Source organism: Autumnicola tepida, from assembly GCF_031846485.1.
Taxonomy (GTDB): Bacteria; Bacteroidota; Bacteroidia; order Flavobacteriales; family Flavobacteriaceae; genus Autumnicola; species Autumnicola tepida.
Genome location: NZ_JAVRHQ010000003.1, coordinates 105,047 through 131,435, shown reverse-complemented (window position 1 = coordinate 131,435; position 26,389 = coordinate 105,047). Strand labels below are relative to the sequence as shown.

Sequence of the window (26,389 nt, the reverse complement as noted above, 5' to 3'; positions counted from 1 at the left end):
CCGGGCCGGCATGAGCTGCTTACGTTTTCAGACGATAAGTTAATATACGAAGAATGAATGATCCGGCTTTAAAATTTGAAAAAATTCCAAAGCCGGATCATTAAGCTTCTGCTGCTGTATTTAATTAAGGTTGTAGCAGCAGTATTTTCTATTGTACTTCTACTGTAACTTCATCTTCAATATTACGCGAAGAATTTCCAATTTTGAAGGTGTACGTTCCCGGTTCCACCGTCCAGCTTTTGCCGTCCACATCATAATAAGCCAGTTCTTTAACCGGAACATCAATAGTAACTGTTTTTGATCCTCCGCCGGGAACCATTACTTTTTGAAAGCCTTTCAGCTCTTTGGCCGCACGTTCTATTTTAGAATCATCTTTAGAAACATAAACCTGTACCACTTCTTTACCGTCCATTTCCCCTGTGTTTTCGACATCTACAGAAAGGCTAATGCTGGCCTCTTCAGCATAAGCTTCCTGCTGGTCTGCCCTGGCATTGGTAATACTGAAATTAGTATAGGAAAGTCCGTATCCAAAAGGATATAGCGGTTCTATGTTTTTAGTATCGAACCAGCGGTATCCAACCAAAATCCCCTCATCATAAGAAACAGTCTGGTCTCCCGGGAAGCTGTTCGTGGCATGGGCAGGAGAATCTTTAAGCTCTTTAGGCATCGTCCAGGGAAGTTTTCCGGAGGGATTAACATCTCCTATTAGAACATCTGCAAGGGCGTTGCCACCTTCAGAACCATTAAACCAACTCCACACCAAAGTTGAAGTTTTCTGGTTAATTTTTTCAATATTGAAGGGCGCCCCGGCGATCATCACTATAATGGTATTTGGATTGGCTTCCAATACTTTTTCTATTAGTTTTTCCTGGCCAAAAGGCAGGTCCAGGGAAGCCCTGTCTGATGCTTCGGTTTCGTAATCTCTATTGGAACCAGCAAAGAAAATGGCCGCATCGGCATTTTTAGCGGCATTTACAGCTTCTTTCACCATTTGTGGATCGAGTTCGTTAATAGTTACCGGGCCGTCCAGGGTAACATCGCCAAATTTCCCTTTTTCACTCTTGGAAAACCGCTCCTGATAACCTTGCGCATAGGTAATCTCCACAGATTCCGGCAACCTGTTTTTAAGGCCTTCCAGTGGGGTAACTTCACGCCGGGTTTTTACTCCCGCGCCAAAACCGCCCAAAGCATTTTTCTTTGTAGCGTTGGCACCAATTACCGCTAAAGTTTTTATACTGTCAGTTTTAAGCGGTAGCATATTTTTATCGTTTTTGAGCAACACCACAGATTCTGAAGCAATGTTATAGGCATCTTTAAAATGCGCTTCTGTAGCCAAACTTCCGCCCTTCCTACCATTATCTGTAACGCTGTTTAAGGAGTACATTACCCGCAATACGCGTTTTACATGTTCGTCTACTTCGGCTTCTGAAATTTTTCCTGCTTTAACTGAATCAATTAATGGTTGCGCGAGGTAGAATTCATCAAAAGGTTTTGGGGTTCCCATTTCCACGTCCAGTCCGCTTTTAAGGGATTCAACTGTACTATGTACCGCTGCCCAGTCTGAAATTACAATACCCTTAAAGCCCCATTCTCCTTTTAGTATTTCGTTGAGCATATAATCGTTTTCACAAAGAAATTCTCCACGGAATTTGTTGTAGGCGCCCATCATACTGTAGGCATTGGCTTCTTCAACAGTAGCTTTGAACGCAGGCAGGTAAATTTCCCTTAAGGCGCGTTCATCTATTTTCACATTTACATAATCCCGATGCGTTTCCTGGTTGTTGGCAGCGAAATGCTTTACACAGGCAGCAACATCATTATCCTGAACCCCAACCACAAATGGCACCGCCAGCCGCTTATTTAGAAATGGGTCTTCAGTAAAATATTCGTAGGTTCTTCCTCCAAGTGGGGTCCTGATGATATTAATGGCGGGAGATAGCAACACATCTTTGTCCCGTGCGCGTGCTTCAGAACCCACACTGTTTCCAAAAGTGTAAGCCAGCTCCGGATTCCACGTGGCAGATAAGCCTGCGCCGGCGGGATAATAAGTAGCGTAATCCTCGTCCCCTCCCACAGGCGTCCAGGAATCTTTTGAAATTTCTTCACGTACCCCCAATGGGCCATCAGTCATTTTTAGTTCCGGAATACCCAAACGCTCAACTGCAGCGGTAGCGAACATGGTGCTCCCGTGAAGCATGCCTGTTTTTTCTTCGAGGCTCATTTGAGCAACAAGGCTATCGATTTTAGCGTCATAATCCTGGGTCACCGGATTTCCTTTAAAGATGGAATTTTCTTCAGAATCCCTGCTGGCTTCAGCCGTTTTTGTTTCTTCTTTACAAGCTGAAAATGCGATAAGGCTTACCGCGGCTAATAAAGACATCATTCTATTTTTCATGGTATTCTACTTGTTTTTGATAATTCTAGTATTATTTCTGTAATTCTATTTTAAAACTTGTTTTTCCGCTTAGCGGATTTTGATTCAACTCAAAATTGTTTCCTTTTCTGCTGAGTTTAACGGTTTGTAAAGCCTCACCTTCCGGAAGAAAAACTTGCCCGCTGACAGAATTTGTGCCTTCCGCGGCATAAACTTTTAGATCGAGCTTACTCCAGTCCATATCCTGGGTGGATTGCGCCAGTTTTATATGCGGAATAACAGTACCATTTTTAACAAGGGCGATAATTGGAATTTCTCCGGATTCAATGGTATGCCAGCCGCTTTCGTAAACTTTGCCTGTCTGGTAATCTATCCACTGGCCTTCCGGAAGGTAAACATCTCTTTTGGTTACCTCTTCAAAAAGTGGCGCTACTAAAATGCTTGAACCTAATAAATATTCATCATCAATCAGCCAGGAACCGGCATCATTAGGAAATTCAACAAAAAGGGCGCGCATCATGGGCAGGCCTTTTTCTGAACTTTCTTTTGCCTGGGCATAGATGTAAGGCATGAGCTGATAACGCATATTATCGGCATTCCTGAAGTCTTTCAGGAAGCTGTCACTGTATTCCCATGGCTCTGTTGGCGGTGCGCCGTGGCTTCTCACATGGGAAGAAAGCATACCGAAGGGTGTCCACCTGCGATAAAGATCTTCTGGTGCTTTGGTTACAAAACCTCCTACATCGTGGCTCCAGAAGCTAAAGCCGCTTATTCCTAAAGACAATCCTCCTCTTAAAGTGGCTGCCATGGCAGAGTTAGTGGTCGCTGCGTCGCCACCCCAGTGCAGCGGATAACGCTGACTGCCGGCCCAGGTGCTCCTGGCCCAGATAAGGGTGTAACCCTTTTCCTGTTCGGTAATTTCGGCAACCGCTTTGTTATACCGTAGCGGGTAAAGATTATGTTCATAAAATCCGGTGCGGCCGGAATGGTAAATTCCGTTGGCAGGGGCAGCTTCCCCAAAATCTACTTTAAAAACACTTACCCCAAGGTCAAAGAGATTTTTCAGTTTGTTCTGGTACCAGGTAACGGTCTCGGGATTTGAAAAATCCAGCACGGCATCTTCGTAAGGGATATTGCCTTTCCGGTCTTTTACCGCGAGGCCGTTTTCAACAATTTCATCAAAAAGGGTGTTTTTAGGAGTAAAATATGGCAGTTGCCACAGGCTTACATGAAATCCCTGGTCTTTCATATCTGAAAGCATATCTTCGGGATCATCAAAACGATCTGCGGCAAATTCATAATTATTTCTCCAATCCACATCAAACCAGCCGGTATCAAAATGGATCACATCACTTGGGATTTTATATTTTCTAAGATTGTTGGCTACTTCACGGCCTTCTTTTTCAGAAAAATAAGTGATTCGGCTCATCCAGAACCCGAAAGACCAAAGTGGCGGCATGGCGGCTTTTCCTGTGAGGTTGGTATATTCATCTAAGATATCTTTTGGCTCTCCGATGAAAATGAAAAGATCGGCAACATCATCACCCAGCATCAATTTGTTGGCACCGCTAAAGTATTTCCCGAAATCGACACTAATAGGAGAGGAGGTATGCATAAAAACACCGTACCCGCGGCTGCTCATATAGAACGGAATGGGTTTATACATGGTTTCATTCTGCACGCCGTTGGCATCATCTGTCCAGAGTATCACTTTTTGGCCTCTTTTGTTGAACTGCGTAAAAGACTCCCCGCAACCAAAGATTTTTTCTCCCGGCTCGAGAGTGAAAACGGGTGCCATACTTCTGGAGTAATCGCTGTTTCTGCGCACGTACGAAAAGGGCAAAACAGGAGTGTAGGTATTGGAAACATCAGAACTATGTAAAGTGCTGGTCAATAATTTCCCGTTTTCATCAAAGATCTTCACATGCCATGGCTTGGTCTGAATTTCTACAGAACCATGGGCGCTGGTAAATTTATAGCCGCCATCAATTTTTGAAGATTCCCATGCTTCAGGGTGGCTGGGTGCCGTGCCATCAACAAGCATTAATGATTCTTCCTGGCCATGAAACTGCGGCCCGGAAGCCATTTTTATGCGGACAGTCCTGTCTGAAACAAACTGGATTTTAAAAGGCAGTTCCGGCGAAGCTTCGTATTCGGTAGTTGGGAACTCATTGGCTTCCACGGGCACCGGCCGCATCAGCATGTTATTGAAGGCCTGGTTAGTTTCGTAATTATTGCGCAGGTATTTTATAGTTCCTTTTCCAGTGGCAGGATCAAATTCCGTAAGCTCATCTGCAAAATAAAAAGTATTGGAATAATCTTCAAAATCCTCACTCATATCTGGCGGGGCATTCAGGATATCAGCGTTCTGATCCTGGGCATTTAGGTTCGTAAATGCCGACATTCCCATTATGATACTCGTAATACCGGCAATATACTTATCTCTGAAAAAGAAATATCTCTTCATATTATAAAATTAATTAAGCTGTTGTGCTGGCCTTGTTTAATCCTCTGCAATTAAAACAGAGCTGAAAGATGTGAATTTAAGAGGATAACCCCTTCCTTTTTACTAGATTATTATATTTATGTGGTTTTATTTATGAACTTCCAATTTTATTCAAATATAAGAAGAGGAGGCAGCATGTAATAAATCTTTTTTGGCAATTTATAATACTATTTTCGCCTTGAATTAAATTTTGGAGGGGTGATATCTAAAAAATAAAAATTGCTTCAATAGTTTATTTGCTCTATATTTAATCTAGGGTATTATTCCAAAGAAGGATGATGAGATGGTGGAAAAAATTGTCAAGCAGTATAGCAGCCGGAATACTACAAAAACCATGTTGGCTGGTGTTATTGTAATTTCAATATAATAGGTCGAACATGAAACTTAGTCGCTATATTTTAGGAGGGGCAGCAGTGGGTGGTTTAATTACTGCAGGCTTGCTACGTAGGCAAAAACAACATCTTGAACTGCAGGGCAGGGTGGTATTGGTAACAGGGGCAACCCGGGGTTTGGGTTTGGTTATGGCCCGGCAGCTCGCAAGTAAAGGAGCACGGGTGGCTATTTGTGGACGGGATGATGATGAATTGAAAGAGGCCTCCAAACAATTGTCTCAATTAACTCCGGATTTCCTTAGTATAAAGTGTGACATAACCCATAAGAAGGAGGTACATGATCTCATTGCCTCTATTCGCCAAAAATGGGGAGAGGTGGAAATCCTCATCAACAATGCCGGCATTATTCAGGTAGGGCCAATGGAAAATATGAGGGAAAAGGATTATCAGCAGGCTCTTAAAGTACATTTTTGGGGTCCTTTTAACCTGGTTCAGGAAGTTTTGCCCGCCATGAAGGCAAAAAGGGCAGGCCGTATTGTAAATATTGCCTCTATTAATGGCAAAGTTAGTTTCCCGCATTTGTTGCCATACACGGTTAGTAAATTTGCCCTGGCGGGATTTTCAGAAGGCATTACTGCAGAACTTTCCCGTTATAATATACTGGTTACTTCAGTTTACCCTGGTTTAATGCAAACGGGAAGCCCAAGAAATATTGATGTTAAAGCTCAACATCATAAAGAATACGCGTGGTTTAAAATTTCCGATTCCATTCCCGGATTATCGATGAGTGCCGAAAAAGCAGCTGCCAAAATCATCAATGCAATGCAGTACGGCAGAAAAGTGCTGAATGTAGGTTTACCGGCCAAACTCGCCGTAGCTATTGAAGGTTTAGCTCCAGGATTAAATGGAAGTATCTTTGGCCTCGCCAATAAACTCCTGCCTGATCCAAAAGAAACTGGAGCAAAGGTTTATAAAGGGTATGAAAGTGAATCTGCTCTTACGCAATCTGCGCTCACTGAAAAGACAGAAGAAGCCGAGGAAAAAAACAATCAACTTTAAAAAAATCATAGATTATGCTGAAAATACTTTTGTGCAGCATAGCCGGCACCAGCTTTATGACCATTTATAGCTATAGGCAGGCAAAAAGACACCAGGAACAGTTTGAGGAACCGGTAATGCTGAGTAAGCTCGTCCACCGAATTGCCCCGGAAAAGATCTCTGCAAAAGCCTCCATCCCTGCAGGATGGCTTATACATTACAGCATAGGAGTGTCTTTTAATATGGTGTATGATCAAATTTGGAAAAATTCTTCTCTGAAGCCGGGCCTGGCAAGTGGATTTTTACTTGGCGTACCAAGCGGAATTATAGGTATGGCAGCATGGTTTACCGCGCTCCAACTTCATCCTGATCCTCCTCACACTCATCTAAGGAAGCACCTGGAGCAACTATTTATTGCCCATATCATCTTTGGAATCTCTTCAGGGCTTTGTTACCGGTTGCTGGAAAAAAATAATTTGCACTAACAGCTTTTCAACTACCTATTTCACTATAGTTGCATCCGAGCAAAAATAAAAAAGCCCAACATCTCTGTCAGGCTTCATTTTGCTCCCCCTCTTGGGCTCGAACCAAGGACCCTTTGATTAACAGTCAAATGCTCTAACCAACTGAGCTAAGGAGGAATTTCAGTATGTCTTTAGTGTCATTTTAAAAGGTCACTAATACCCTTTTTATTTTTGCTCCTCCTCTTGGGCTTCCCTCGACTCCGTTTCACTCGCTCGGGACAGGCTTCTCGCCCAATGGATTTTGCCTTAAACTTATTGCTCCTCCTCTTGGGCTCGAACCAAGGACCCTCTGATTAACAGTCAGATGCTCTAACCAACTGAGCTAAGGAGGAATTTTGCAATCAATTTTGCGGATGCAAATATAAAGTAATTTTTAAATTCATACTAAAAATTCTGAATAAATATTCCTGATTTTACTTCTCTGCCAAAAGAGGGCAAAATTTAAAAGAAGAACCTGTTATACCTTCTTAAAAGTCAATGTCTTATATTTTTCCTGTCAAAATTAAGATTTTCATTTTTTATCAGGCAAAAAAATATTAGATTCATAAAAAATTTCAACATGGAAAGTACTCACACCAATGTAAGTATAGAAGCTGTAAAAGGCGGAATAACACAGCAACCCGATGTGGAAGCCATTGTAAATGCTGCTAATGCCGAATTAACAACCGGGGGAGGTGTGGCAGGAGCTATCCATCATGCAGCTGGCCCAGAGCTTTATAAAGAGTGCCAGGATTTTGCGCCCATACGTCCTGGAGAAGCTGTTATTACCAGGGCATATAAATTACCGAATAAGTATGTGATCCATTGCCTTGGCCCGATGTATGAAAGAAAAAAAAATTACGAAGACCTACTCGCCAATTGTTATAAGAATGCTCTTAAGCTTGCTGAAGAGAATAAAATTAAATCCATTGCTTTTCCCGCAATTTCAACGGGAGTTTTTGGCTACCCTATGGAAGAAGCCACTGAAGTTGCCGTAAAAACAATTTTAGGGGAAGTTTCAAAGTTAAAGCACCTAGAAAAGATTAAATTTGTCCTGTTCACGCAGGCAGACCTGGAAATTTACCAGAGAAAGCTTGAAGAACTTTATTAAGTTCAAATCCAAGGCAAATTTATTATGTTCAATTTTACCGCTACTTATACAGACCAGTATCAGCTGGCCATGGCACAGGTTTATTTTGAAAAAGGCCATAAAGATCAAAAGGCTGTATTTGAATATTTTTTCAGAAAAATTCCCTTCAACGGGGGGTATGCCGTCTTCTCAGGATTGGAAGACCTGCTTGAAATCATTGAAAACTTCAGGTTTGATAAGTCAGAAATTGAATATTTAAGAACAAAGGGCTTCAGGGAAAACTTTCTTAACTACCTTAAAAATTTCAGGTTTACAGGTAATATAATTTCAGTAAAAGAAGGAGATGTTGTTTTTCCAACCAGGCCGGTTTTGCAGATAGAAGCCAGTATTATTGAAGCACAGCTTATTGAAACCATTCTGCTAAATCTTCTCAATTTTCAAACCCTTATCGCAACAAAAGCCAGCAGGACCAGGCTGGTGGCGGGAGATAAAATGTTGCTGGATTTTGGATTAAGAAGGTCTCAGGGCCCGGGCGGCTATTATGCCACCCGTGCAGCAGTTACAGGTGGCTTTGACGGTACCAGCAATGTAATTGCAGGCAGGGAGATGGATATTCCTGTTTCAGGGACAATGGCGCATTCTTTTGTACAGAGTTACGATGATGAACTTGAAGCCTTCAGGGATTTTGCTGAAGGGCGGCCGGAAAACTGTGTGCTTCTCGTGGATACCTATAACACTTTAAAAAGTGGTATTCCCAATGCTGTAACAGTGGCAAAAGAAATGGAGGAGAGAGGGCAGAAACTTTTAGCAGTACGGCTGGATAGCGGAGACCTGGCATATTTCGCAAAAGAAAGCCGCAAACTTCTTGATGCTGCGGGCCTTGAATATGTAAAGATCGCAGCTTCCAATCAACTTGATGAATTTGTAATAAAAAGCCTTCTGGAGCAGCAGGCGCCTATAGATATTTTCGGAGTAGGGACAAATCTTGTTACGGGTAATCCTGATGCCGCACTGGACGGGGTTTATAAATTGGTTTATTCCGCAGGGAAACCCAGGATAAAGATTTCAGAGAGCCTTTCCAAGGTTACCCTTCCGCATAAAAAACAGGTTTTCAGGATAAAAAATAAAGAAGGGAAGTGCATTGGTGCCGATGTTATTGGTCTTGCGGAAGAAACGCGTATAGAAGAAATGTATCATCCTTTTGAGCCTTATAAATCACTTAATATTGAAGAGTATGAGCAGGAGCCGCTACTGGAGAAGGTGATGGATAATGGAAAAAGCCTGTTGAATAAGCGTACGCTGAAGGAAATTGCGGAGTACAGCCTTTCACGGGTTGCAGAATTGCCTATTGAATATAAGCGTTTCAATAATCCACATATTTACAAGGTGGGCTTGAGCGCCCGCTTAAAAGAGGAACGGGATAAATTGATTAAGGAATATAAAAGCAAAACATGAAGGCACTACTTATTATAGATGTTCAGAACGATTTTATGCCGGGTGGAGCTTTGGCTGTTCCGGAGGGCGATAAAATAGTGCCTATAATTAACAGGCTTCAGGAAAAATTTGACCTCGTTATAGCCACACAGGACTGGCACCCAAAAGAACATGCCAGTTTTGCAAAAAGCCATCCCGGAAAAAAGGAATTTGAAAAAATAGATCTGGACGGAATAGAACAAATTTTGTGGCCGGAGCATTGTGTGCAAAATTCTGAAGGCGCTGCTTTTCACAAAAACCTGAAAACTTCAAAAATAGAAGCAATATTCAGAAAAGGGACAAACCCAGGAATTGATAGTTACAGTGGTTTTTATGACAATGCGCATTTAAAATCTACCGGTCTGTCAGGATATCTAAAGGAAAAAGGTGTTAAGGAAATTTATTTCTGCGGACTCGCGGCTGAATTTTGTGTTTTCTTTTCGGTTAAAGATGCTCTAAAAGAGGGATTTTCAGCGACATTAATTGAAGATGCCACAAGGGCGCTCGATAACGCTGAATTTGAAGAAGCTAAGCAAGAAATTATCGAGAATGGAGGAAAAATAGTGGATTCTGAAACGATAGCGTTTTAAAAATTCAGATAGTATACATAACCAATATTCAGCCAGAAAACCCAGTCTTTAGCTTTGTTCTGGGGAGCATCGATATTTAACCCGTCCAACCAATCACTGTTGTAATAGTTCCACCGGCTTTCAATCATAACATCTCCGCTTCGCCCAATCTTATAGCGTGCACCCATGCTTCCCACGACCGCAAAAGTACTCCCAGATTCCAGATTTATGCCGTCAACAAATGTGGGGAAAACATTCGAAGGGTCATCTAAAGAGCCAAGATCTGAGTAAGCGAAAGGACTAAAATACACATAATGAACCCCCAGACTTAGAAACGGGGAAAAAATATAGCCATAATTAGTAAAGTCCTTGATATTTAAAAAATGATATTCCAGAGAACTCCCTATCTCAAAGGTCTCGGTGGAGCCATGCATGGCCCTTAAAAGCTGGCCTCCCACTGTATTTTTAGATGCGACCGGCCCCCTGTGTTCCAGGTTAGATCTAAAATAGTCAATCTCATTACGTATCCTGAAGTGATTATTAAAGAAGCGGTTGCGGGTGTAACAGCTACATTCAGCATCAAAGGCAAAATTGATATAGTGAATTAGCCCTACGCCTAGTCCCGAATTGTTAACATTCGTATTCAGATTCCATCGCTCTCCATAATCGGTATAAAAAGAAGCCGGTCCTGCGAGTGCTCCAATTTCATGAGAAAGTCCGAATTGCGCGTAACAACTTTTACCCAAAAAAAAAGTAAAAAATAATAAGAAGTAAGCAGTTCGGGGCATTGAGACTGGTTATGAGACAGTAGCAAATATATAAAAAGAACTTTAACAATAGTGAATTTGAAGATGAAGGCTCCAAAGCCTTCAAAAAGGCGCTGTTAATATTATATCAAAAAATAAAAATCATCGGCTATCTTTTACAGAACTTCTATATTTGCACCGCAGAAAAGCAATATTTTTTAATAAACTTTATTAGCACCACATTGTATGGAACAAAATGTAAAAGAGTTCTTAGATAAGGTATCAAAAAGAAATCAGAACGAGCCGGAATTTATGCAGGCTGTTCATGAGGTTGCAGAAACTATAATTCCCTTTATAGAAAAAAATAAAAAATATCAGAATGTCAAGCTTCTTGAACGTATGGTAGAGCCAGAGCGTGTAGTAATGTTCAGGGTTTCCTGGCTTGATGACGAAGGAAACATTCAGGTAAACCGAGGGTTCAGGATTCAGATGAATTCTGCAATTGGGCCGTACAAAGGAGGTTTGAGATTTCACCCATCGGTAAACCTTAGTATCCTGAAATTCCTCGCTTTTGAGCAGGTGTTTAAAAACTCCCTTACCACTTTGCCAATGGGCGGAGGTAAAGGAGGATCAGATTTCGATCCAAAAGGAAAATCAGACAATGAGGTAATGCGCTTTTGCCAGAGCTTTATGACAGAGCTGGCTAAACATATTGGAGCAGATACCGATGTTCCTGCCGGTGATATTGGGGTGGGTAGCCGCGAGATTGGTTATCTTTTTGGCCAGTATAAAAGATTGCGAAACGAATTTACCGGAATTCTTACCGGGAAAGGAATTTCCTATGGCGGTTCCTTAATTCGTCCTGAAGCCACTGGTTACGGTAACGTCTATTTCACACAAAACATGCTTTCCAGGAGAGGAGAAAAACTGGAAGGTAAAACAGTAATCATTTCCGGATCAGGAAACGTAGCCCAGTTTGCGGCTGAAAAAGCCATTCAGTTAGGCGCAAAAGTGCTTACCATGTCCGATTCCGGAGGTTATGTTTATGATGAAAAAGGAATTGACGCAGATAAACTGGATTTTATCATGAAGCTTAAGAACGAGCGGCGCGGTAGAATCAGCGAATATGTAGAAGAATACCCAGATGCCAAATATTACGACGGGGAGACCCCATGGGGCGTAAAATGCGATATTGCACTTCCCTGCGCTACCCAAAATGAGCTGCAGGAAGAGGATGCTAAAAAACTGGTTGAGAATGGATGTATGTGTGTTGGGGAAGGTGCCAATATGCCTTGTACCCCGGAAGCTGTAGAAGTATTCCAGGAGGCGAAAATCCTATTTTCGCCAGGTAAAGCTTCAAACGCGGGTGGTGTGGCTACTTCAGGATTGGAGATGTCGCAAAACTCCTTGCGTTATTCCTGGACTTCAGAAGAAGTAGACAAGAAGCTTCACGAAATCATGAACAGTATCCATTCTAAGTGTGTGGAATACGGAACATATGAAGACGGATATGTAGATTATGTAAAAGGAGCTAACATTGCAGGTTTCGTAAAAGTTGCCGATGCCATGCTGGCCCAGGGTGTTGTGTAAATACCCATGTATAAAAGCAGATTTAAGCCGCTCCTTTTTGGGCGGCTTTTTTAATATCTTTGAATTCCAAATTTCTTCCTGATGCTTGTTAACACAGAAGCCATAATATTAAGTGCGCTTAAATATGGCGAGGCAGATCTTATTGTGAGGGCTTACACACTCGAGAGCGGCGTGAAAACATATATGCTGCGCGGGATATTAAAATCAAAAAAAGGGAAATTTAAGGCATCGCTTTTTCAGCTTTTGACTCAGCTGGAAGTCGTCGCCAGTCATAAAGACAAAGGCACACTGGAATATTTAAAGGAAGCCAAAGTTTTGCATACCTACCAGTCGTTGCATACTAATGTGCTAAAAAGCTCTATGGTGATGTTTTTGGCTGAAGTTCTGAAAAATGCCATTAAGGAAGAAGAACCCAATCCTGCTTTGTTTCAATATCTTAAGTTTAGTCTTAACTGGCTGGACCTTCATGATTCCATTGCTAATTTTCATTTATTATTTCTGTTGAAGTTTACACGTTATTTGGGATTTCAGCCAGATGATTCCCAGGCTGATTTGCCTTTTTTTAACTTGCTGGATGGGGTTTTTCAGGATATTAATACCAATGAGTATTGCGTGGAAGGAGCGAATGTGGTTCTTTTAAGGCAGTTCCTTTCCGCCGATTTTGATACTTCTCAAAACATAAAACTCAATCAACACAGCCGCACGGCATTTTTAAATATGCTCCTGCTTTATTACGAGCTGCATATTGAAGGTTTCAGGAAGCCAAAGTCCCTTGCCGTATTAAATGAAATCTTTAATTAATAAATTCAGCATGATGCTGGACCTAAAATAGGCAAACATAGGCGGAATGGTTAAAACCTGTAACCATTCAGCTTAAAGCCTAAAATTTAAACAGATGAAAAGATACTACGGCATATTTGCCTTTTTTATAAGTCTTTTTTCGGTTGATGCCCAGGAAATTCAGGTTTTAGGGGAAGATTCCCGAAAGCCGCTGGGGAACGTGGCAATTTATAATGCTGAAAAAACCAAAACCAGCTTTACCAATTTTAAGGGTTTTGCAGATATTTCAAAGTTCTCAGAGAATGATATTATTATTCTTAAGCATGTTTCTCATGAAGAAAAAAGGATAAGCAAAGCTGAAATTTTGCGGAATAATAATGTGGTTTTTCTGCTATCGGGCCAAAATGAGCTTGAACAGGTGGTCCTTTCGGTTTCTAAATTTCAGATGAACAGGAGAAATATTCCGCAGAAAATAATTAGCGTTAGCCCGGAAGAGATCAAACTTTACAGTCCGCAAACTTCAGCCGATCTGCTCCAAAACACCGGTCAGGTATATGTTCAAAAAAGTCAGTTGGGCGGAGGAAGCCCCATGATTCGTGGTTTCGCCACCAACCGGCTGTTGATAACTGTTGATGGTGTACGTATGAATACGGCTATCTTCAGGAGCGGAAATCTTCAGAATGTAATTTCCATAGATCCGCTTGCTGTGGAAAAAGCTGAAATTCTTATTGGCCCCGGCTCTGTGGTCTACGGCAGTGATGCCATTGGCGGGGTAATGAATTTTTATACACTGGATCCTGAATTTTCGTTTTCAGAAGAAACCTTGGTTTCTGGAAATGCCTATGCCCGTTATGCCACAGCCAATACTGAAAAAACAATTCATGCCGATGTGAATATTGGGGGCAGGAAACTGGCTTTCCAAACATCTATTTCTTATTCAGATTTTGATGATTTAAAAATGGGAAAACACGGGCCTGATGAATATCTTCGGGAAGATTACGCTCTGAGGCGTAACGGGAAAGATGTCCAGGTAGAAAATGAAGATCCCAGGCTGCAAAAACCTACAGGTTACAACCAGATAAACCTTCTGGAAAAAATTAAATATATGCCCGGTGGCGACTGGGATTTTAATCTGGGGCTTATCTTTTCCCAAACTTCAAATTATCCGCGGTACGACAGGTTGTATAGAAAAAGGGATGGCCAGCTGCGTGCTGCAGAATGGTACTATGGTCCGCAAACCTGGTTCCTCGGCGACTTCAAAATCAACAAAAAAGGGAGCGGGAAGTTTTATGATAAAGCGCAGTTTACAGGCGCTTATCAATTTTTTGCAGAGAGCCGGAACGATCGCGATTTTGGAGGAGAAATTTTATTTACTACTGAAGAAAACGTAGATGCCTATTCTCTTAACTTAGATTTTGAAAAGGCTTTTGCTGAAAGTAAATTTTTCTACGGACTGGAATATGTTCTGAATAACGTGAATTCTGAAGGAGAAAGCACCAATATTACTACTGGCGAAAATATGCCAACAGCATCCCGTTATCCTGATGGTTCTTCCTGGCAATCCCTTGCAGCCTATGGCAGTTATCAATGGGAAATAAACGAAGATTTGGTTTTTCAGTCAGGCTTGCGCTATAGCCATATTCTTCTTGATGCTGAATTTAATGACCGGTTTTATGATTTTCCGTTTGAAGAAGCAAATATCAGCACCGGCGCTTTAACCGGAAGTGCCGGGATTAACTGGAAACAGAACAATTATTTTAGATGGAGGTTAAATCTTTCCACAGCTTTTCGGGCTCCTAATATTGATGATATTGGTAAAATTTTTGATTCTGAGCCTGGTGCTGTGGTGGTGCCAAATCCAGATTTGGATTCTGAATATGCATATAATGCGGAACTGGGGCTGGAGTGGTCTCCTGCTGGAAATATTAATTTTCAGCTCACCGGTTTTTATTCTTTTCTTGATAATGCTATGGTGCGCCGGGATTTTTCTCTTAATGGAGAAACGGTGATTGACTACCAGGGAGAGCCAAGCCGGGTACAGGCCATAAAAAATGCCGCCAGCACCTATGTTTACGGGTTTGAAGGAGGAGTGCAGATTGATTTTTCTGTGGCTTTAAGGCTTACATCTCAAATAAGTATTATGGAGGGAAAGGAAAAGGAAGGGGAGGAGTATTTGCCTTTGCGTCATGCCGCCCCGCTATTTGGCAATATGCATCTCCTCTGGAACAAGGGTAAATTAAAACTGGATTTTTACGGGGAATATAACGGCCAGTTTAATTTTGAAGATTTGGCGCCATCAGAGCAGGATAAGCCTTATCTCTATGCGATAGATGAAGATGGGAACCCATATTCCCCCGCCTGGTATACCGTGAACCTGGCTGCACAATATAATCTGAACAAACATTGGAACGCCACTGCTGCTTTGGAAAATATTATCAATCAGCTTTACAGGACGTATTCTTCAGGAATTTCAGCGGCTGGAAGGAATTTCATCCTGGCGCTGAATTATAAATTTTAAAAACTGAAATATTTCCTTTTGGATTTATCTATTCACTGGCGACTAAAATTTCCTCCAGGGGAACATGAAACCAGCCTTCCGTAATTTCAATTTTGCCATTTGTTCCCTGTAGTGTTCCGGAGAATAGCCTGCTTATTTCATCTTCATTAATAGTGGAGAAAAGGATTTTCCAGTTGTATTTTTCGGGATCATGGGCTAAATGGTCGCCGTAGAGCGTATTCCCTTTGTAAAAGATAAAATCCATGTAAGTATCTGGGCCTATGGTATATTCTTTTTCCACCTCTATTTCTTCAGAAGTATAGAGGTTAAGCTGAAATTTTTCCGGAGAAGCATCATCATTTAAAATAGCGTTTATTGAAGTAGCATGAACAGGAATATCAGCTCCCCACAGTTCTAATGCTCCCGGCCTGTTTGCATCACCTTCAACATCTGAATATATGCTGCCGGATTCTTTTAATTCTATGATGCGGTATTCCTTTAATATTTTATTTTCCCTGAAGCGTAAAAAGTATTGATCTTCCAGAATTGAGATAGGCTCCAGCGGAGTATCTTCAGTGGTGCAACTGTAGAAAAGGAGCGCAATTAACGCTATGAGAAATGGAGATTTTTGGCTCATCTACCTGATTTTGGATTTGTTGATCACATAACATGGTAGGTTGAGCTGGTAAATTGGTAGGGCCTTTAACAAATTAAAAATAATCTGCACCAAAAACAACAAATATTTAGCTTTTATAAATTCGTATTATGGTTAAGGTGTTCATTCACTACGCATTCCTATTTTGTAAGAATTAAATGTCAGAATAAATGATGCTGGTGGAGATGAAAGATTTTGAAATGTAAAGAGCTGCCGAACGGCTTATTTTTCCGTTTTCATAGACTTCTCTTTTATTAAAAATGATTAATTTCGCACAACATTAGAAATTTCAAGAAAATGAGCAATAAGTTCCCTGAATATAAAGGACTTGACTTACCAAAAGTTGCAGAAGAGACGCTTAATTGGTGGAAGGAGAACAGGATTTTTGAAAAAAGCGTGGAAGCACGGGAAGGAGAGGAGCAATTCGTTTTTTTTGAAGGTCCGCCTTCAGCAAATGGCCTGCCTGGTATTCACCATGTAATGGCACGGGCTATCAAGGATATTTTTTGCCGTTATAAAACCCAGAAGGGATTTCAGGTAAAACGTAAAGCAGGCTGGGATACCCACGGCTTGCCAGTGGAGCTTGGTGTAGAGAAAGAACTGGGGATTACCAAGGAAGATATTGGAAATAAAATAAGTATAGAAGAATACAACCATGCCTGTAAAAACGCAGTAATGCGTTATACAGGGGTATGGAATGACCTTACCGAAAAAATGGGATATTGGGTAGATATGGGAGATCCATATATCACCTATAAATCCAAATATATGGAGACGGTTTGGTGGCTGCTTTCTGAAATTTATAAGAAAGAACTTATTTATAAAGGTTACACCATCCAGCCGTATTCGCCAAAAGCGGGAACGGGTTTAAGTTCCCATGAGCTTAACCAACCGGGATGTTATCAGGATGTTACAGATACCACGGTAACGGCAATGTTCAAAATAAGCGATTCTAAAGCTGCTCCTGTTGGGGAAGGTTTGGAGGGGGACTATTTTATTGCCTGGACCACCACTCCGTGGACTTTGCCTTCTAACACGGCGCTTACCGTGGGGCCAAAGATCGAATATGTTTCGGTTAAAACATTTAATCAATATACTTTCGAACCTATCACGATTGTGGTAGCCAAAGATCTGGCTGAGAAGCAGTTCGATAAAAAATTTAGAAAAGTTGAAAATGAGGAGGAGCTAAAGGATTATAAAGAAGGAGGTAAAATTCCTTATTTTATTGGGAAGAGTTATGTTGGGAAAGATCTGGTTGGAATACGCTATGAGCAGCTAATGCCTTACGCGCAGCCTTATAATAATCCTGAAAATGCCTTCCGCGTGATTGCCGGGGATTTTGTTACTACTGAAGATGGAACAGGGATTGTTCATACTTCCCCTACTTTTGGTGCAGATGATGCCCTTGTGGCAAAACAGGCGACTCCGGAAGTTCCGCCTTTGCTGGTAAAAGATGAAAATGACAATCTTGTTCCGCTGGTGGATCTGCAGGGGAAGTTTAGAAAAGAAATGGGCGAGTTCGCCGGGAAATATGTTAAGAATGAATATTATAATGATGATGAAGCCCCGGAGAAATCTGTAGATGTTGAAATCGCCATAAAGCTGAAGGAAGAAAACCGTGCTTTTAAAGTGGAGAAATACCTCCACAGTTACCCAAATTGCTGGAGAACTGATAAACCAATACTTTATTACCCGCTGGATTCATGGTTTATAAAAGTGACCGATGTTAAAGACAGGATGTATGATTTAAACCTTGGCATTAACTGGAAACCAAAAGCTACTGGTGAAGGCCGTTTTGGAAACTGGCTTGCCAATGCCAACGACTGGAATCTTTCCAGGAGCAGGTATTGGGGAATTCCGCTTCCTATCTGGAGAACTGAAGACGGGAAAGAAGAAAAAATGATTGGTTCCATTGCAGAACTTAAAGAAGAAATAACACGTGCGGTAGAGGCGGGCGTAATGGATAAAAATATCTTTGAAGCCTTTAAGGCGGGAGATATGAGTGACGAGAATTATGATAAGGTAGACCTCCATAAGAATGTTGTGGACGGGATAACCCTGGTTTCAGAAGGCGGAAAGCCAATGAAGAGGGAAGCAGATCTTATAGACGTTTGGTTTGACTCCGGTTCCATGCCTTATGCCCAATGGCATTATCCATTTGAAAATAAGGAAAAAGTAGAAGACACCTGGCGCAAGGCCGATTTTATAGCAGAAGGTGTGGATCAGACAAGAGGCTGGTTCTATACCCTGCATGCCATCGCTACCATGATCTTTGATGATGTGGCGTATAAGAATGTGGTTTCCAACGGACTTGTTCTGGACAAGAATGGCCAGAAAATGTCTAAACGTCTCGGTAATGCCGTAGATCCGTTTGAAACCCTTGCGGCTTTTGGTCCCGATGCCACCCGTTGGTATATGATTTCCAATGCCAACCCTTGGGATAATCTTAAGTTTGATATTGAAGGAATAGGAGAGGTGCAACGAAAATTCTTCGGCACACTTTACAATACCTATTCGTTTTTTACTTTGTATGCGAATATTGATAATTTCACTTATGCTGAAGAGGATATTCCACTGAACGATCGTCCTGAAATTGACCGCTGGATCCTTTCAGAAATGCATAGCCTTATTGCCAAAGTAGATAAGTTTTATGCCGATTACGAGCCTACAAAGGCCACAAGGGCGATATCAGATTTTGTCCAGGAGAATCTTAGTAACTGGTTTGTTCGCCTTAGCCGCAGAAGGTTCTGGAAAGGAGACTATGGGCATGATAAAATTTCAGCTTATCAAACTTTATATACCTGCCTGGAAACAGTGGCAAAATTGGGCGCTCCGGTAGCCCCCTTTTATATGGAGCGGTTGTACAGGGATTTAAAAAGTATAACAGATGATAATAATTTTGAATTAACATCCGTTCATACTGCATATTTTCCTAAATTTATTGAAACTTTTGTTAATAAAAAGTTAGAAGGTCAGATGGAGAAAGCACAAAGAATATCATCGCTGGTGCTTTCCCTCAGGAAAAAGGAAATGATTAAGGTGCGGCAGCCTTTACAACGTATAATGATTCCGGTGCTGTCTCAGGAACAGGGGGAAGAGATCATGGCTGTCCAGGAACTTATAAAAAGTGAAGTAAACGTTAAAGAAATTGAACTTATAGATGATGCTTCAGGAATACTTGTGAAGCAGGTAAAACCAAATTTCAGAGTTCTTGGCCCAAGATTTGGAAAGGATATGAAACTGGTTGTCAATAAGATAAGCGAATTCACTGAGGAGGACATCGCCCAAATAGAGCAGCAAGGCAGCATAGAGGTTGCTATTAATGAAAAAATGATTACTTTGGCGGCCGAAGAAGTGGAGATCGTTTCTCAGGATATTGAAGGCTGGCTGGTAGCCAGTAGCGGCAATATTACTGTGGCACTGGATGTTAGTATTTCGCCTGAACTAAAAAAAGAAGGAGTTGCCAGGGAATTGGTGAACCGCATCCAAAATATGCGTAAAGACTCCGGATTTGAAGTTACAGACTTTATAAATGTGACCCTACAAAACGATGGCATGGTCGAGGATGCCGTGAATGAAAATATGAACTATATCAAAAACGAAACGTTAACTGCAAACCTCGAATTTGCAGATGTGGTTGAAGACGGCACCCAGGTGGAGTTTGATGATATTACCACAAAATTGTTTATTAAAAAACAGTAGCCTATGTCAACAGATGTTAAAGAACGTTACAGTGATGCTGATCTGGCAGAATTCAAAGCCTTAATTCGTAAAAAGATAGAAAAGGCACAGGAACAGCTGGAAATCTACAAGAATGCTTATAAGAATGATGGTAACAATGGTACAGACGATACCTCCCCAACTTTCAAGGCTTTTGAAGAAGGTAGCGAAACGATGAGCAAGGAAGCGAACTCCCAGCTTGCCATTCGTCAGGAAAAATTTATTAGAGATTTAAAAAATGCCCTTCTCCGGGTGGAGAACAAAACGTATGGTATTTGCCGTGTAACCGGCAAGTTAATTGCAAAAGAGCGTCTTTTGCTCGTTCCCCACGCTACTTTAAGCATTGAAGCTAAGAATCTTCAGAAGTAATTTAAATTAAAAATGAGTAAAAACGCTCCTGTTGTTTTTCAGCATGGAGCGTTTTCAGTTTAATAATGAAGCAGGTTTTAAGTCTATTTCTCGTTTTTTTCGGCCTGCTTTCGGTACAGGCACAAAAGGATGTTGCCAGAATTGTAGACGCTTCAGAAGTCGAAATTATTGAAATTGACAGTGATGAGGTTTTTAAAATGAACATCAAAACTTCTGAAACTTCTGAAATTAAAATCACCACACATTCTGAAGGAGAATATTTTAATAATATCTTTCTGAAGAGCGAAATAAATGGAAGAAAGCTGGTGCTTACTTCTGAATATCCTGAAGCCTATACCGGCGGCTTTGATAAGCTAAGTGCGCATAAAGTTTTTTCCCTGGAAGTCACCCTGGAGATTCCTGAAAATATGCAGTTGCTTATAACTTCAAATATCGCTTCTGTCACTGCGGAAGGCGATTTTGAGGATTTTGAAGCCAATCTTAAACAGGGATATTGTACTCTTATAGAGTTTAGCGGCAACGCCACTATTAATACCTTTGAAGGCGATATTCTGGTAAAGACAGATTTTGCAAAAGTTAAAGCGGACACCCGAACCGGAAGCCTTAATATTGCAAATCTTGCCCGGGGAACTAACCTGTTAAAACTCACGTCCATTAATGGAGATATAAGTGTGCAGAAAACTAAATAATATTAGTATTTTTGGTGCGTTTTTAACCAAAGTAGTTCATGTCTTTAAAGAAAGCCAGCTTAATTATCGTACTGATCTTGATAATAGATCAGGTTTCCAAAATATACATCAAAACAAATTTTGCTTTAGGAGAGGAAATTAAGGTTTTCGATTGGTTTCATATTCTTTTTGTGGAAAATGAAGGAATGGCCTGGGGTACAAAAATTCCCGGGGCTTACGGAAAACTCATTCTCACTCTTTTTCGCCTCGTGGCAATATTTGGGATTGGTTACTGGCTCTGGGATTCTGTTAAAAAAAATGGCTCCAGAATATTGATAATTTCAATAGCGCTCATTTTTGCCGGGGCTATGGGGAACATTATCGACTCCGTGTTCTATGGGATTATCTTTGATGGCAGTTACGGGCATGTAGCGAGTTTTTTGCCAGAAGGAGGGGGCTATAGCAGTCTTTTCCATGGCAAAGTGGTAGATATGCTTTATTTTCCTTTATATGATGGCTATCTGCCAGGATGGATCCCTGTTTGGGGAGGTAATTATTTTACCTTTTTTGAACCTGTCTTTAATATTGCAGACAGTTCTATAACTATAGGGGTAATTCTTATGCTTATATTTAATAAAAAAGCCTTTCCAAAACAAAGAAAAGAGGAGGCTAAGGCTTAAGCTGCGGTTATCTTCTTTTCAAAAATCTTCTCGAACTTCTTAAGTTCAATTGGTTTAATTAAATAATCTGTTACCATGTTTATGGATTTTGCCCTTTCCAGGTCCCGCGGATCTATGGAAGAACTCACCACATAAAGAGTGATCTTCTTATTGAAGTTGTTTTTGATCTTTATAAACTCATTTAAAAATTCCCAGCCGTCCATCACCGGCATATTAAGGTCCAGGAAAATGATCTCGGGCAATTTGTCTTCTGTCATATTGCCCAGGATTAGCTTAAAGTAATCCAGTGCTTCTTTGCCATTCTTATAAACAAGCAGGTTTTCTGAAAGCTTCTTTATCTCAATTATTTTTTTTACCAAATTGACATATATTTTATCATCATCAATAATACATGCCAGCTCTACTTTTTGCCCCATATCAAAATTTTATTTTAAAGGTTGTCCCTACATCAACAGTACTGCTAACCGATATTGAGCCTCCAAGTGCCTCAACCTGATTCCTGGTTATAAAAAGACCAATTCCCTTAGCTTCCGGATTTCCGTGGAATGTTTTATACATGCCAAACATTCTTTCCCCGTGTTGATCGAGATCAATGCCCCTGCCATTATCGCTTACCTCAAGAAATTCTTTACCGTTCTCTGTGTAAGACTGAATAAAAATCATCGGTTTCCTGCCCGATTGTTTATATTTAATGGCATTGGTAATTAAATTTAATAAAATACTTTCAAGATATTCAGGTATATATTGTATTTCTTTCAGGTCTTGAAATTCAGCGACGATTTTTGCATTTTCCCGATTAATTAAAGAAGAAATCGAGGCGAGAACAAATTCCAGGGCGTCTTTAAACTTAACTTTTACCCTTTCCTTCCGCAAAATGGTTTCCACGCTAACCACTTCATTTAAATGGGCAATGGCCGCGTCTAAATTTTCAGATACATATTCTACATTTTCCAGCAGTTCCAGTTTATCATTATCTGTTCGCGCTTCTTTAAGAAGCTCTACAATCAGGCTAAGGTTACTGCTGTGCGATCTCAAATTATGGGAAACAATATGGGCGAAATTGAAAAGCCGGGAATTCTGGGTTGCGATGATATCCAAAGAATTCTGGAGATTGATCTCATTGGTTTTGTTTTCATCTATATTCTGAAATACTCCCCTTATTCCAATAATTTCCTGCTCTTCATTATAAACAGGCTTTCCGGTAGCTCTCACCCAGAACTCGCGGTTATAAAGAGTGAGCATTTTTAGTTCTATCTTAAAGGGGATTCCATAAAGTTCACATTTATTGAAAGCCTTATTCATGATATGGTGATGCTCCGGGGCGTAAAAGCGCATTCTGTCCTCGTAATTCACCTGGAAATCCTGCGGGCAATCCATTATTTTTTTAGTGACATTGTCCCAGTAGATATTTTTATCTATGGTGTCCAGGTACCAGCCACCGGTGGAAGTCATTTCTGCGGTTTCCCGGTAGTAGAAAAAATTCTCCTCAATAGTGTACTGGTCCCTTTTGCTCTGGTGGATATTTACAAACAAAAGCACAGCGGTTTCCCTGAACCCTTCTTCCTTATTCTGAAGGTTTTTGCATTCGAACCACCGGTATTTGCCGTTTTTAAGTTTAAGCTTTAGCTCAAAATTGAAGCTTCCGCTTTCGGTAATAAGTTTTTCAAAATTCACCCTGAAGTCGTAGCGGTAATCCGGATGAAGGATTTCTCTAATGAAATACTCAAAGGGCTCATCTGAAGGAGTAGGATTGCCAACCACGGAATTAAAGTGCTCAGACCATGTAATTTCTTTACTGTAAAGGTTTATCTTCCAGTAAAAAATATCAAAATCTTCAAGAATGTGGTTAAGCTGCAGGTCACTAAGCATTGTAGGGTCGGTTGGGGAAAACTTTATTTAAAAGGTTAAAATTGTTTTCTGCTCTACGTATAATTATAAATTATTTTCTAAAAGTATAGATTAATTCCGGAGTAATACAAAAATCAAGTGCAATATCAGATGAAAGGACGTTTTTTATCTGTAACTCGGCTTTAAAGAAGGACAAACCAACCTTTATCACCTCCTTTTTGCAGCTGGCCAGGAACCTGTCATAAAAACCTTTCCCATAACCCACCCGGTGGCCTGTTTCATCAAATGCGAGCAGGGGAATAAAAACAACGTCCATTTTTTCGGCTCCAATTTCTATTCCGCCTTCCGGTTCCGGGATGTTCCATCGGTTTTTTCTGATAGCCGTAGAATCGGTAAGCAGGAAATTTCTGAGATGGTTATCCTGCACATCTGTTTTGGGAAGAACTACATTTTTGTCTTTCCCCTGGAGGATATGCAGCAGAGGTTCAGTGTCTACTTCTTTCTGCTCTGCTATGCTTAAGAAAAGATGATAAAATTCATAATCCCATATTGGTAACTGCAATGCCTGGTTGGCAATTTTAAGGCTTAGCTCTTCAATTTGCTCTTCTGTGAGCTCTAACCTTAATTCTTTATATTTCTTCCTGAGCGCTGTCTTCTTCATTAGGTTTTTGAGGTAAGGAGATATGAAAAACTGCATCTCCCTGGTAAACAATAGGAGATTCATTTACGTTTATAACATAACCTTTATTTGCGGCCTTTATCTTATGACGAAATTTCCCGTAAGGATCTGTGATTGTGGCAATATATTCCCCTTTTTCAACATGTTTCCCACACTGGATCTTTACATGCAGCAATCCGCTGTACTTCGCCCGCATCCAGAAACTATTGTCTATAATTACTGTTTTGGTTACAGGGTCCGGATAATCAAATTTGGAAGAAAGCATGTCCAGGTGGCTCAAGATCCTCATGGCGCCATCTACCCCGTGCCGTGCAATTTCCTTGTTGCTGTCTGAAGATTTTCCGCCTTCAAAAAGCAATACAGGAATGCCAAGTTTTGAACAGGTTTCGCGGTAAGATTTGGTTATTGTTTTGGAATTGATGGTAAAAGGAGCGTTAAAGATGCTGGCATATTTAAGGCTTTGCTCATCTCCTTTCTTCACCCGAATTTGCGGGGCATTAAACCTGCTGGCCCCGCCGGTATGGAAGTCCAGGCAAAAATCTGCAATAGGAAGTATTTTTTTTACGAACTGATAGGCAAAGCGGCTTGCAAGGGAACCATGTTTGGTGCCGGGGAAAACCCGGTTGAGGTCGCGCCCGTCCGGAAATTCCCGGGTAAGGTTCAGGAATCCAAAAATATTCACTACGGGAATACAAATTATAGTTCCTTTTTGCGGCTTGTTGATTCCTTTTGAAATAATCTGGCGTACAATTTCAACCCCGTTTATTTCATCACCATGTATTCCTGCCGTGAGCAAAACCACCGGTCCCGGTTTTTTTGATCTTTCAATAATAACAGGAACTTCCACCGATGTTGTGGTGTAAAGTTTGGCCATATTAAAATTGATGGTAGCGCTCTTGCCAGGCTCTACTTTCTTGCCTAATATTTCCAGAACGTTGTGCTTATCTATTTGCGGCATAAACTATACATTTCTTTCAATGTACCTGATGATTGTCTTGGCGATATCTTTGCCTGTGGCGGCCTCAATTCCTTCCAGGCCAGGGGAGGAATTCACTTCCAGAATAAGCGGTCCTCGGGCGCTCTGCAGCATATCCACCCCGGCCACGCCAAGGCTCATTGCCCTTGCTGCTTTTATCGCCGCATTTTCTTCTTCATCGCTTAGTTCGATTATTTCTGCGGAACCACCCCTGTGCAGGTTAGAGCGGAATTCACCTTCTTTCCCCTGCCTCTTCATGGCGCCAACCACATGGCCATCCACTACAAAAGCACGAATATCGGCACCTCCGGCTTCTTTAATAAATTCCTGAACAATTACCCTTGCCTGAAGCCCGTTAAATGCTTCAATTACAGATTCGGCGGCATTATTGGTTTCAGCTAAAACCACTCCCAATCCCTGTGTGCCTTCCAGGAGTTTAATAATAAGCGGTGCGCCTCCTACGTGATCTATAACCTCACTAACATCTTTTGAGTAATTGGTAAAAACGGTTTTTGGGAGGCCAAGCCTGGCGCGGGAGAGAATTTGCAGGCTTCTCAATTTGTCCCGGCTCCTCACCAGTGCCTGCGACTCGGTAGTGGTAAAAACCCCCATCATCTCAAACTGTCTTACCACGGCGGTCCCATAAAAAGTAACCGATGCGCCTATCCTGGGGATTACTGCATCTACTCCTTCTATAGCTTTTCCTTTATAAAAAATGGAGGGCTTTTTCTTTTCAATTACAAGATCACATTTTACGGGATCTATCACCTCTACCTCGTGGTTCCTCTTTTTTGCAGCTTCTATAAGCCGTTGGGTAGAGTAAAGGTTGCTATTTCTGGATAGAATTTTTAGTTTCATTTTCTTTTAAGTTATGCGAGACGTCTATCAGCTCGGTATCTACTATAAATTTTTTGGTTAGGAATTTTCTCCCAATAAGTACGGGATATCTCATTTCCTGCCGGGAAGACAAAGAAAGTGAAATTTTAAACACTTTTCCGAACAGCTTTATGTTAGATTGAACCTGGTATCTCTTCTGAATAATTCCGTTGCTGCTACGTACAAAAACAATGTCAAAATCCTCAAAAACAAATTCTTTGCCATTGTAAAGAGGATGTTCTTCATACAGAAATGTGCAGTGCAGTTTATCGTCTTTTTCTTCTATGTTTTCACAATGTATAGATGAGGTATAAGCCCCGGTGTCTATCTTAATCGCGATATCGTGTAGTTTTAATGCCGGGAAATCTGCTTTATCAAATCTTCCTATAACAATTTTCTCCATAGTGCAAGATAATAAAA

The 26,389-nt window shown here is 41.1% G+C and carries 22 protein-coding genes and 2 tRNA genes; 12 read left to right on the top strand and 12 right to left on the bottom strand.

Annotated elements, in window-relative coordinates:
* Positions 1 to 148: 148 nt before the first annotated feature.
* Positions 149 to 2,395, bottom strand: a complete 2,247-nt coding sequence (locus RM553_RS04440; RefSeq protein ID WP_311533744.1) for a glycoside hydrolase family 3 C-terminal domain-containing protein — start codon at positions 2,393 to 2,395, stop codon at positions 149 to 151.
* A gap of 31 nt (positions 2,396 to 2,426) precedes the next feature.
* On the bottom strand, positions 2,427 to 4,784 hold the full coding sequence (locus tag RM553_RS04435) for a glycoside hydrolase family 31 protein (RefSeq protein ID WP_311533837.1): 2,358 nt from the start codon (positions 4,782 to 4,784) through the stop codon (positions 2,427 to 2,429).
* A gap of 473 nt (positions 4,785 to 5,257) precedes the next feature.
* Between RM553_RS04435 and RM553_RS04430 the strand changes: the two genes are divergently transcribed.
* Positions 5,258 to 6,271 (top strand): SDR family NAD(P)-dependent oxidoreductase, encoded by a 1,014-nt coding sequence (locus RM553_RS04430; RefSeq protein WP_311533743.1) that lies wholly within the window; start codon positions 5,258 to 5,260, stop codon positions 6,269 to 6,271.
* Positions 6,272 to 6,285: 14 nt separating this feature from the next.
* On the top strand, positions 6,286 to 6,735 hold the full coding sequence (locus RM553_RS04425) for a hypothetical protein (protein ID WP_311533742.1): 450 nt from the start codon (positions 6,286 to 6,288) through the stop codon (positions 6,733 to 6,735).
* An 82-nt stretch (positions 6,736 to 6,817) separates the two neighbouring features.
* On the opposite strand, the gene RM553_RS04420 is transcribed toward RM553_RS04425, so the two are convergent.
* A tRNA-Asn gene (locus tag RM553_RS04420) sits at positions 6,818 to 6,891 on the bottom strand.
* Between the two features lie 141 nt (positions 6,892 to 7,032).
* Positions 7,033 to 7,106: transfer RNA gene (locus tag RM553_RS04415), tRNA-Asn, on the bottom strand.
* A 227-nt stretch (positions 7,107 to 7,333) separates the two neighbouring features.
* Between RM553_RS04415 and RM553_RS04410 the strand changes: the two genes are divergently transcribed.
* The 3 genes from RM553_RS04410 to pncA are packed head-to-tail and all read left to right on the top strand — an operon-like array spanning position 7,334 to position 9,906.
* Positions 7,334 to 7,864 carry a macro domain-containing protein gene (locus RM553_RS04410; protein ID WP_311533741.1) on the top strand — a complete coding sequence of 177 codons (531 nt, stop codon included), beginning with the start codon at positions 7,334 to 7,336 and terminating at the stop codon, positions 7,862 to 7,864.
* Between the two features lie 24 nt (positions 7,865 to 7,888).
* Complete coding sequence (locus tag RM553_RS04405) at positions 7,889 to 9,298, top strand: nicotinate phosphoribosyltransferase (protein WP_311533740.1); 1,410 nt, start codon at positions 7,889 to 7,891, stop codon at positions 9,296 to 9,298.
* On the top strand, positions 9,295 to 9,906 hold the full coding sequence (pncA, locus tag RM553_RS04400) for a bifunctional nicotinamidase/pyrazinamidase (protein WP_311533739.1): 612 nt from the start codon (positions 9,295 to 9,297) through the stop codon (positions 9,904 to 9,906). The genes RM553_RS04405 and pncA overlap by 4 nt, the downstream gene beginning before the upstream one ends.
* Here pncA and RM553_RS04395 read toward each other — a convergent pair.
* Entirely contained in the window at positions 9,903 to 10,673 is a 771-nt protein-coding gene (locus RM553_RS04395; protein WP_311533738.1) for a THC0290_0291 family protein, read from the bottom strand. The genes pncA and RM553_RS04395 overlap by 4 nt on opposite strands.
* Before the next feature lie 204 nt (positions 10,674 to 10,877).
* Between RM553_RS04395 and gdhA the strand changes: the two genes are divergently transcribed.
* The 3 genes from gdhA to RM553_RS04380 all read left to right on the top strand — a co-directional run bounded on the left by gdhA (position 10,878) and on the right by RM553_RS04380 (position 15,519).
* Positions 10,878 to 12,221 carry an NADP-specific glutamate dehydrogenase gene (gene gdhA, locus RM553_RS04390; protein ID WP_311533737.1) on the top strand — a complete coding sequence of 448 codons (1,344 nt, stop codon included), beginning with the start codon at positions 10,878 to 10,880 and terminating at the stop codon, positions 12,219 to 12,221.
* Positions 12,222 to 12,302: 81 nt separating this feature from the next.
* Positions 12,303 to 13,022 (top strand): DNA repair protein RecO, encoded by a 720-nt coding sequence (gene recO / locus RM553_RS04385; protein WP_311533736.1) that lies wholly within the window; start codon positions 12,303 to 12,305, stop codon positions 13,020 to 13,022.
* Between the two features lie 94 nt (positions 13,023 to 13,116).
* Complete coding sequence (locus RM553_RS04380) at positions 13,117 to 15,519, top strand: TonB-dependent receptor plug domain-containing protein (protein ID WP_311533735.1); 2,403 nt, start codon at positions 13,117 to 13,119, stop codon at positions 15,517 to 15,519.
* 28 nt (positions 15,520 to 15,547) lie between these two features.
* On the opposite strand, the gene RM553_RS04375 is transcribed toward RM553_RS04380, so the two are convergent.
* Entirely contained in the window at positions 15,548 to 16,135 is a 588-nt protein-coding gene (locus RM553_RS04375; protein ID WP_311533734.1) for a hypothetical protein, read from the bottom strand.
* Positions 16,136 to 16,450: 315 nt separating this feature from the next.
* Between RM553_RS04375 and ileS the strand changes: the two genes are divergently transcribed.
* The 4 genes from ileS (at position 16,451) to RM553_RS04355 (ending at position 21,590) form a co-directional block, all read left to right on the top strand.
* Positions 16,451 to 19,855: an isoleucine--tRNA ligase gene (gene ileS, locus RM553_RS04370; protein ID WP_311533733.1), complete on the top strand. Its 3,405-nt coding sequence runs from the start codon at positions 16,451 to 16,453 to the stop codon at positions 19,853 to 19,855.
* Positions 19,856 to 19,858: 3 nt separating this feature from the next.
* Positions 19,859 to 20,242, top strand: coding sequence for a TraR/DksA family transcriptional regulator (locus RM553_RS04365; protein WP_311533732.1), 384 nt, complete (start codon positions 19,859 to 19,861; stop codon positions 20,240 to 20,242).
* A 65-nt stretch (positions 20,243 to 20,307) separates the two neighbouring features.
* Complete coding sequence (locus tag RM553_RS04360) at positions 20,308 to 20,931, top strand: DUF4097 family beta strand repeat-containing protein (RefSeq protein ID WP_311533731.1); 624 nt, start codon at positions 20,308 to 20,310, stop codon at positions 20,929 to 20,931.
* Positions 20,932 to 20,969: 38 nt separating this feature from the next.
* A complete protein-coding gene (locus tag RM553_RS04355) occupies positions 20,970 to 21,590 on the top strand; it encodes a lipoprotein signal peptidase (RefSeq protein ID WP_311533730.1) in 621 nt (206 codons plus the stop codon).
* Here RM553_RS04355 and RM553_RS04350 read toward each other — a convergent pair.
* From RM553_RS04350 to RM553_RS04325, 6 genes are all read right to left on the bottom strand, one after another.
* Positions 21,587 to 22,006: a response regulator gene (locus tag RM553_RS04350; protein WP_311533729.1), complete on the bottom strand. Its 420-nt coding sequence runs from the start codon at positions 22,004 to 22,006 to the stop codon at positions 21,587 to 21,589. The genes RM553_RS04355 and RM553_RS04350 overlap by 4 nt on opposite strands.
* 1 nt (position 22,007) lies before the next feature.
* On the bottom strand, positions 22,008 to 23,459 hold the full coding sequence (locus RM553_RS04345) for a PAS domain-containing sensor histidine kinase (protein ID WP_311533728.1): 1,452 nt from the start codon (positions 23,457 to 23,459) through the stop codon (positions 22,008 to 22,010).
* A gap of 70 nt (positions 23,460 to 23,529) precedes the next feature.
* Positions 23,530 to 24,099: a 5-formyltetrahydrofolate cyclo-ligase gene (locus tag RM553_RS04340; RefSeq protein WP_311533727.1), complete on the bottom strand. Its 570-nt coding sequence runs from the start codon at positions 24,097 to 24,099 to the stop codon at positions 23,530 to 23,532.
* Positions 24,068 to 25,075: a succinylglutamate desuccinylase/aspartoacylase family protein gene (locus RM553_RS04335; RefSeq protein WP_311533726.1), complete on the bottom strand. Its 1,008-nt coding sequence runs from the start codon at positions 25,073 to 25,075 to the stop codon at positions 24,068 to 24,070. Before RM553_RS04335 ends, RM553_RS04340 begins: the two co-directional genes overlap by 32 nt.
* A gap of 3 nt (positions 25,076 to 25,078) precedes the next feature.
* Positions 25,079 to 25,951, bottom strand: coding sequence for a 30S ribosomal protein S6--L-glutamate ligase (gene rimK, locus RM553_RS04330; RefSeq protein ID WP_311533725.1), 873 nt, complete (start codon positions 25,949 to 25,951; stop codon positions 25,079 to 25,081).
* Entirely contained in the window at positions 25,923 to 26,372 is a 450-nt protein-coding gene (locus RM553_RS04325) for an ATP-dependent zinc protease family protein (protein WP_311533724.1), read from the bottom strand. Before RM553_RS04325 ends, rimK begins: the two co-directional genes overlap by 29 nt.
* Positions 26,373 to 26,389 lie beyond the last annotated feature (17 nt).

Excerpts from the sequence above, each read along its gene's own strand:
- RM553_RS04440 (WP_311533744.1), bottom strand. The coding sequence starts at position 2,395 with ATGAAAAATAGAATGATGTCTTTATTAGCCGCGGTAAGCCTTATCGCA.
- RM553_RS04435 (WP_311533837.1), bottom strand. The coding sequence starts at position 4,784 with ATGGGAATGTCGGCATTTACGAACCTAAATGCCCAGGATCAGAACGCT.
- RM553_RS04430 (WP_311533743.1), top strand. The coding sequence starts at position 5,258 with ATGAAACTTAGTCGCTATATTTTAGGAGGGGCAGCAGTGGGTGGTTTA.
- RM553_RS04425 (WP_311533742.1), top strand. The coding sequence starts at position 6,286 with ATGCTGAAAATACTTTTGTGCAGCATAGCCGGCACCAGCTTTATGACC.
- RM553_RS04410 (WP_311533741.1), top strand. The coding sequence starts at position 7,334 with ATGGAAAGTACTCACACCAATGTAAGTATAGAAGCTGTAAAAGGCGGA.
- RM553_RS04405 (WP_311533740.1), top strand. The coding sequence starts at position 7,889 with ATGTTCAATTTTACCGCTACTTATACAGACCAGTATCAGCTGGCCATG.
- pncA (WP_311533739.1), top strand. The coding sequence starts at position 9,295 with ATGAAGGCACTACTTATTATAGATGTTCAGAACGATTTTATGCCGGGT.
- RM553_RS04395 (WP_311533738.1), bottom strand. The coding sequence starts at position 10,673 with ATGCCCCGAACTGCTTACTTCTTATTATTTTTTACTTTTTTTTTGGGT.
- gdhA (WP_311533737.1), top strand. The coding sequence starts at position 10,878 with ATGGAACAAAATGTAAAAGAGTTCTTAGATAAGGTATCAAAAAGAAAT.
- recO (WP_311533736.1), top strand. The coding sequence starts at position 12,303 with ATGCTTGTTAACACAGAAGCCATAATATTAAGTGCGCTTAAATATGGC.
- RM553_RS04380 (WP_311533735.1), top strand. The coding sequence starts at position 13,117 with ATGAAAAGATACTACGGCATATTTGCCTTTTTTATAAGTCTTTTTTCG.
- RM553_RS04375 (WP_311533734.1), bottom strand. The coding sequence starts at position 16,135 with ATGAGCCAAAAATCTCCATTTCTCATAGCGTTAATTGCGCTCCTTTTC.
- ileS (WP_311533733.1), top strand. The coding sequence starts at position 16,451 with ATGAGCAATAAGTTCCCTGAATATAAAGGACTTGACTTACCAAAAGTT.
- RM553_RS04365 (WP_311533732.1), top strand. The coding sequence starts at position 19,859 with ATGTCAACAGATGTTAAAGAACGTTACAGTGATGCTGATCTGGCAGAA.
- RM553_RS04360 (WP_311533731.1), top strand. The coding sequence starts at position 20,308 with ATGAAGCAGGTTTTAAGTCTATTTCTCGTTTTTTTCGGCCTGCTTTCG.
- RM553_RS04355 (WP_311533730.1), top strand. The coding sequence starts at position 20,970 with ATGTCTTTAAAGAAAGCCAGCTTAATTATCGTACTGATCTTGATAATA.
- RM553_RS04350 (WP_311533729.1), bottom strand. The coding sequence starts at position 22,006 with ATGGGGCAAAAAGTAGAGCTGGCATGTATTATTGATGATGATAAAATA.
- RM553_RS04345 (WP_311533728.1), bottom strand. The coding sequence starts at position 23,459 with ATGCTTAGTGACCTGCAGCTTAACCACATTCTTGAAGATTTTGATATT.
- RM553_RS04340 (WP_311533727.1), bottom strand. The coding sequence starts at position 24,099 with ATGAAGAAGACAGCGCTCAGGAAGAAATATAAAGAATTAAGGTTAGAG.
- RM553_RS04335 (WP_311533726.1), bottom strand. The coding sequence starts at position 25,075 with ATGCCGCAAATAGATAAGCACAACGTTCTGGAAATATTAGGCAAGAAA.
- rimK (WP_311533725.1), bottom strand. The coding sequence starts at position 25,951 with ATGAAACTAAAAATTCTATCCAGAAATAGCAACCTTTACTCTACCCAA.
- RM553_RS04325 (WP_311533724.1), bottom strand. The coding sequence starts at position 26,372 with ATGGAGAAAATTGTTATAGGAAGATTTGATAAAGCAGATTTCCCGGCA.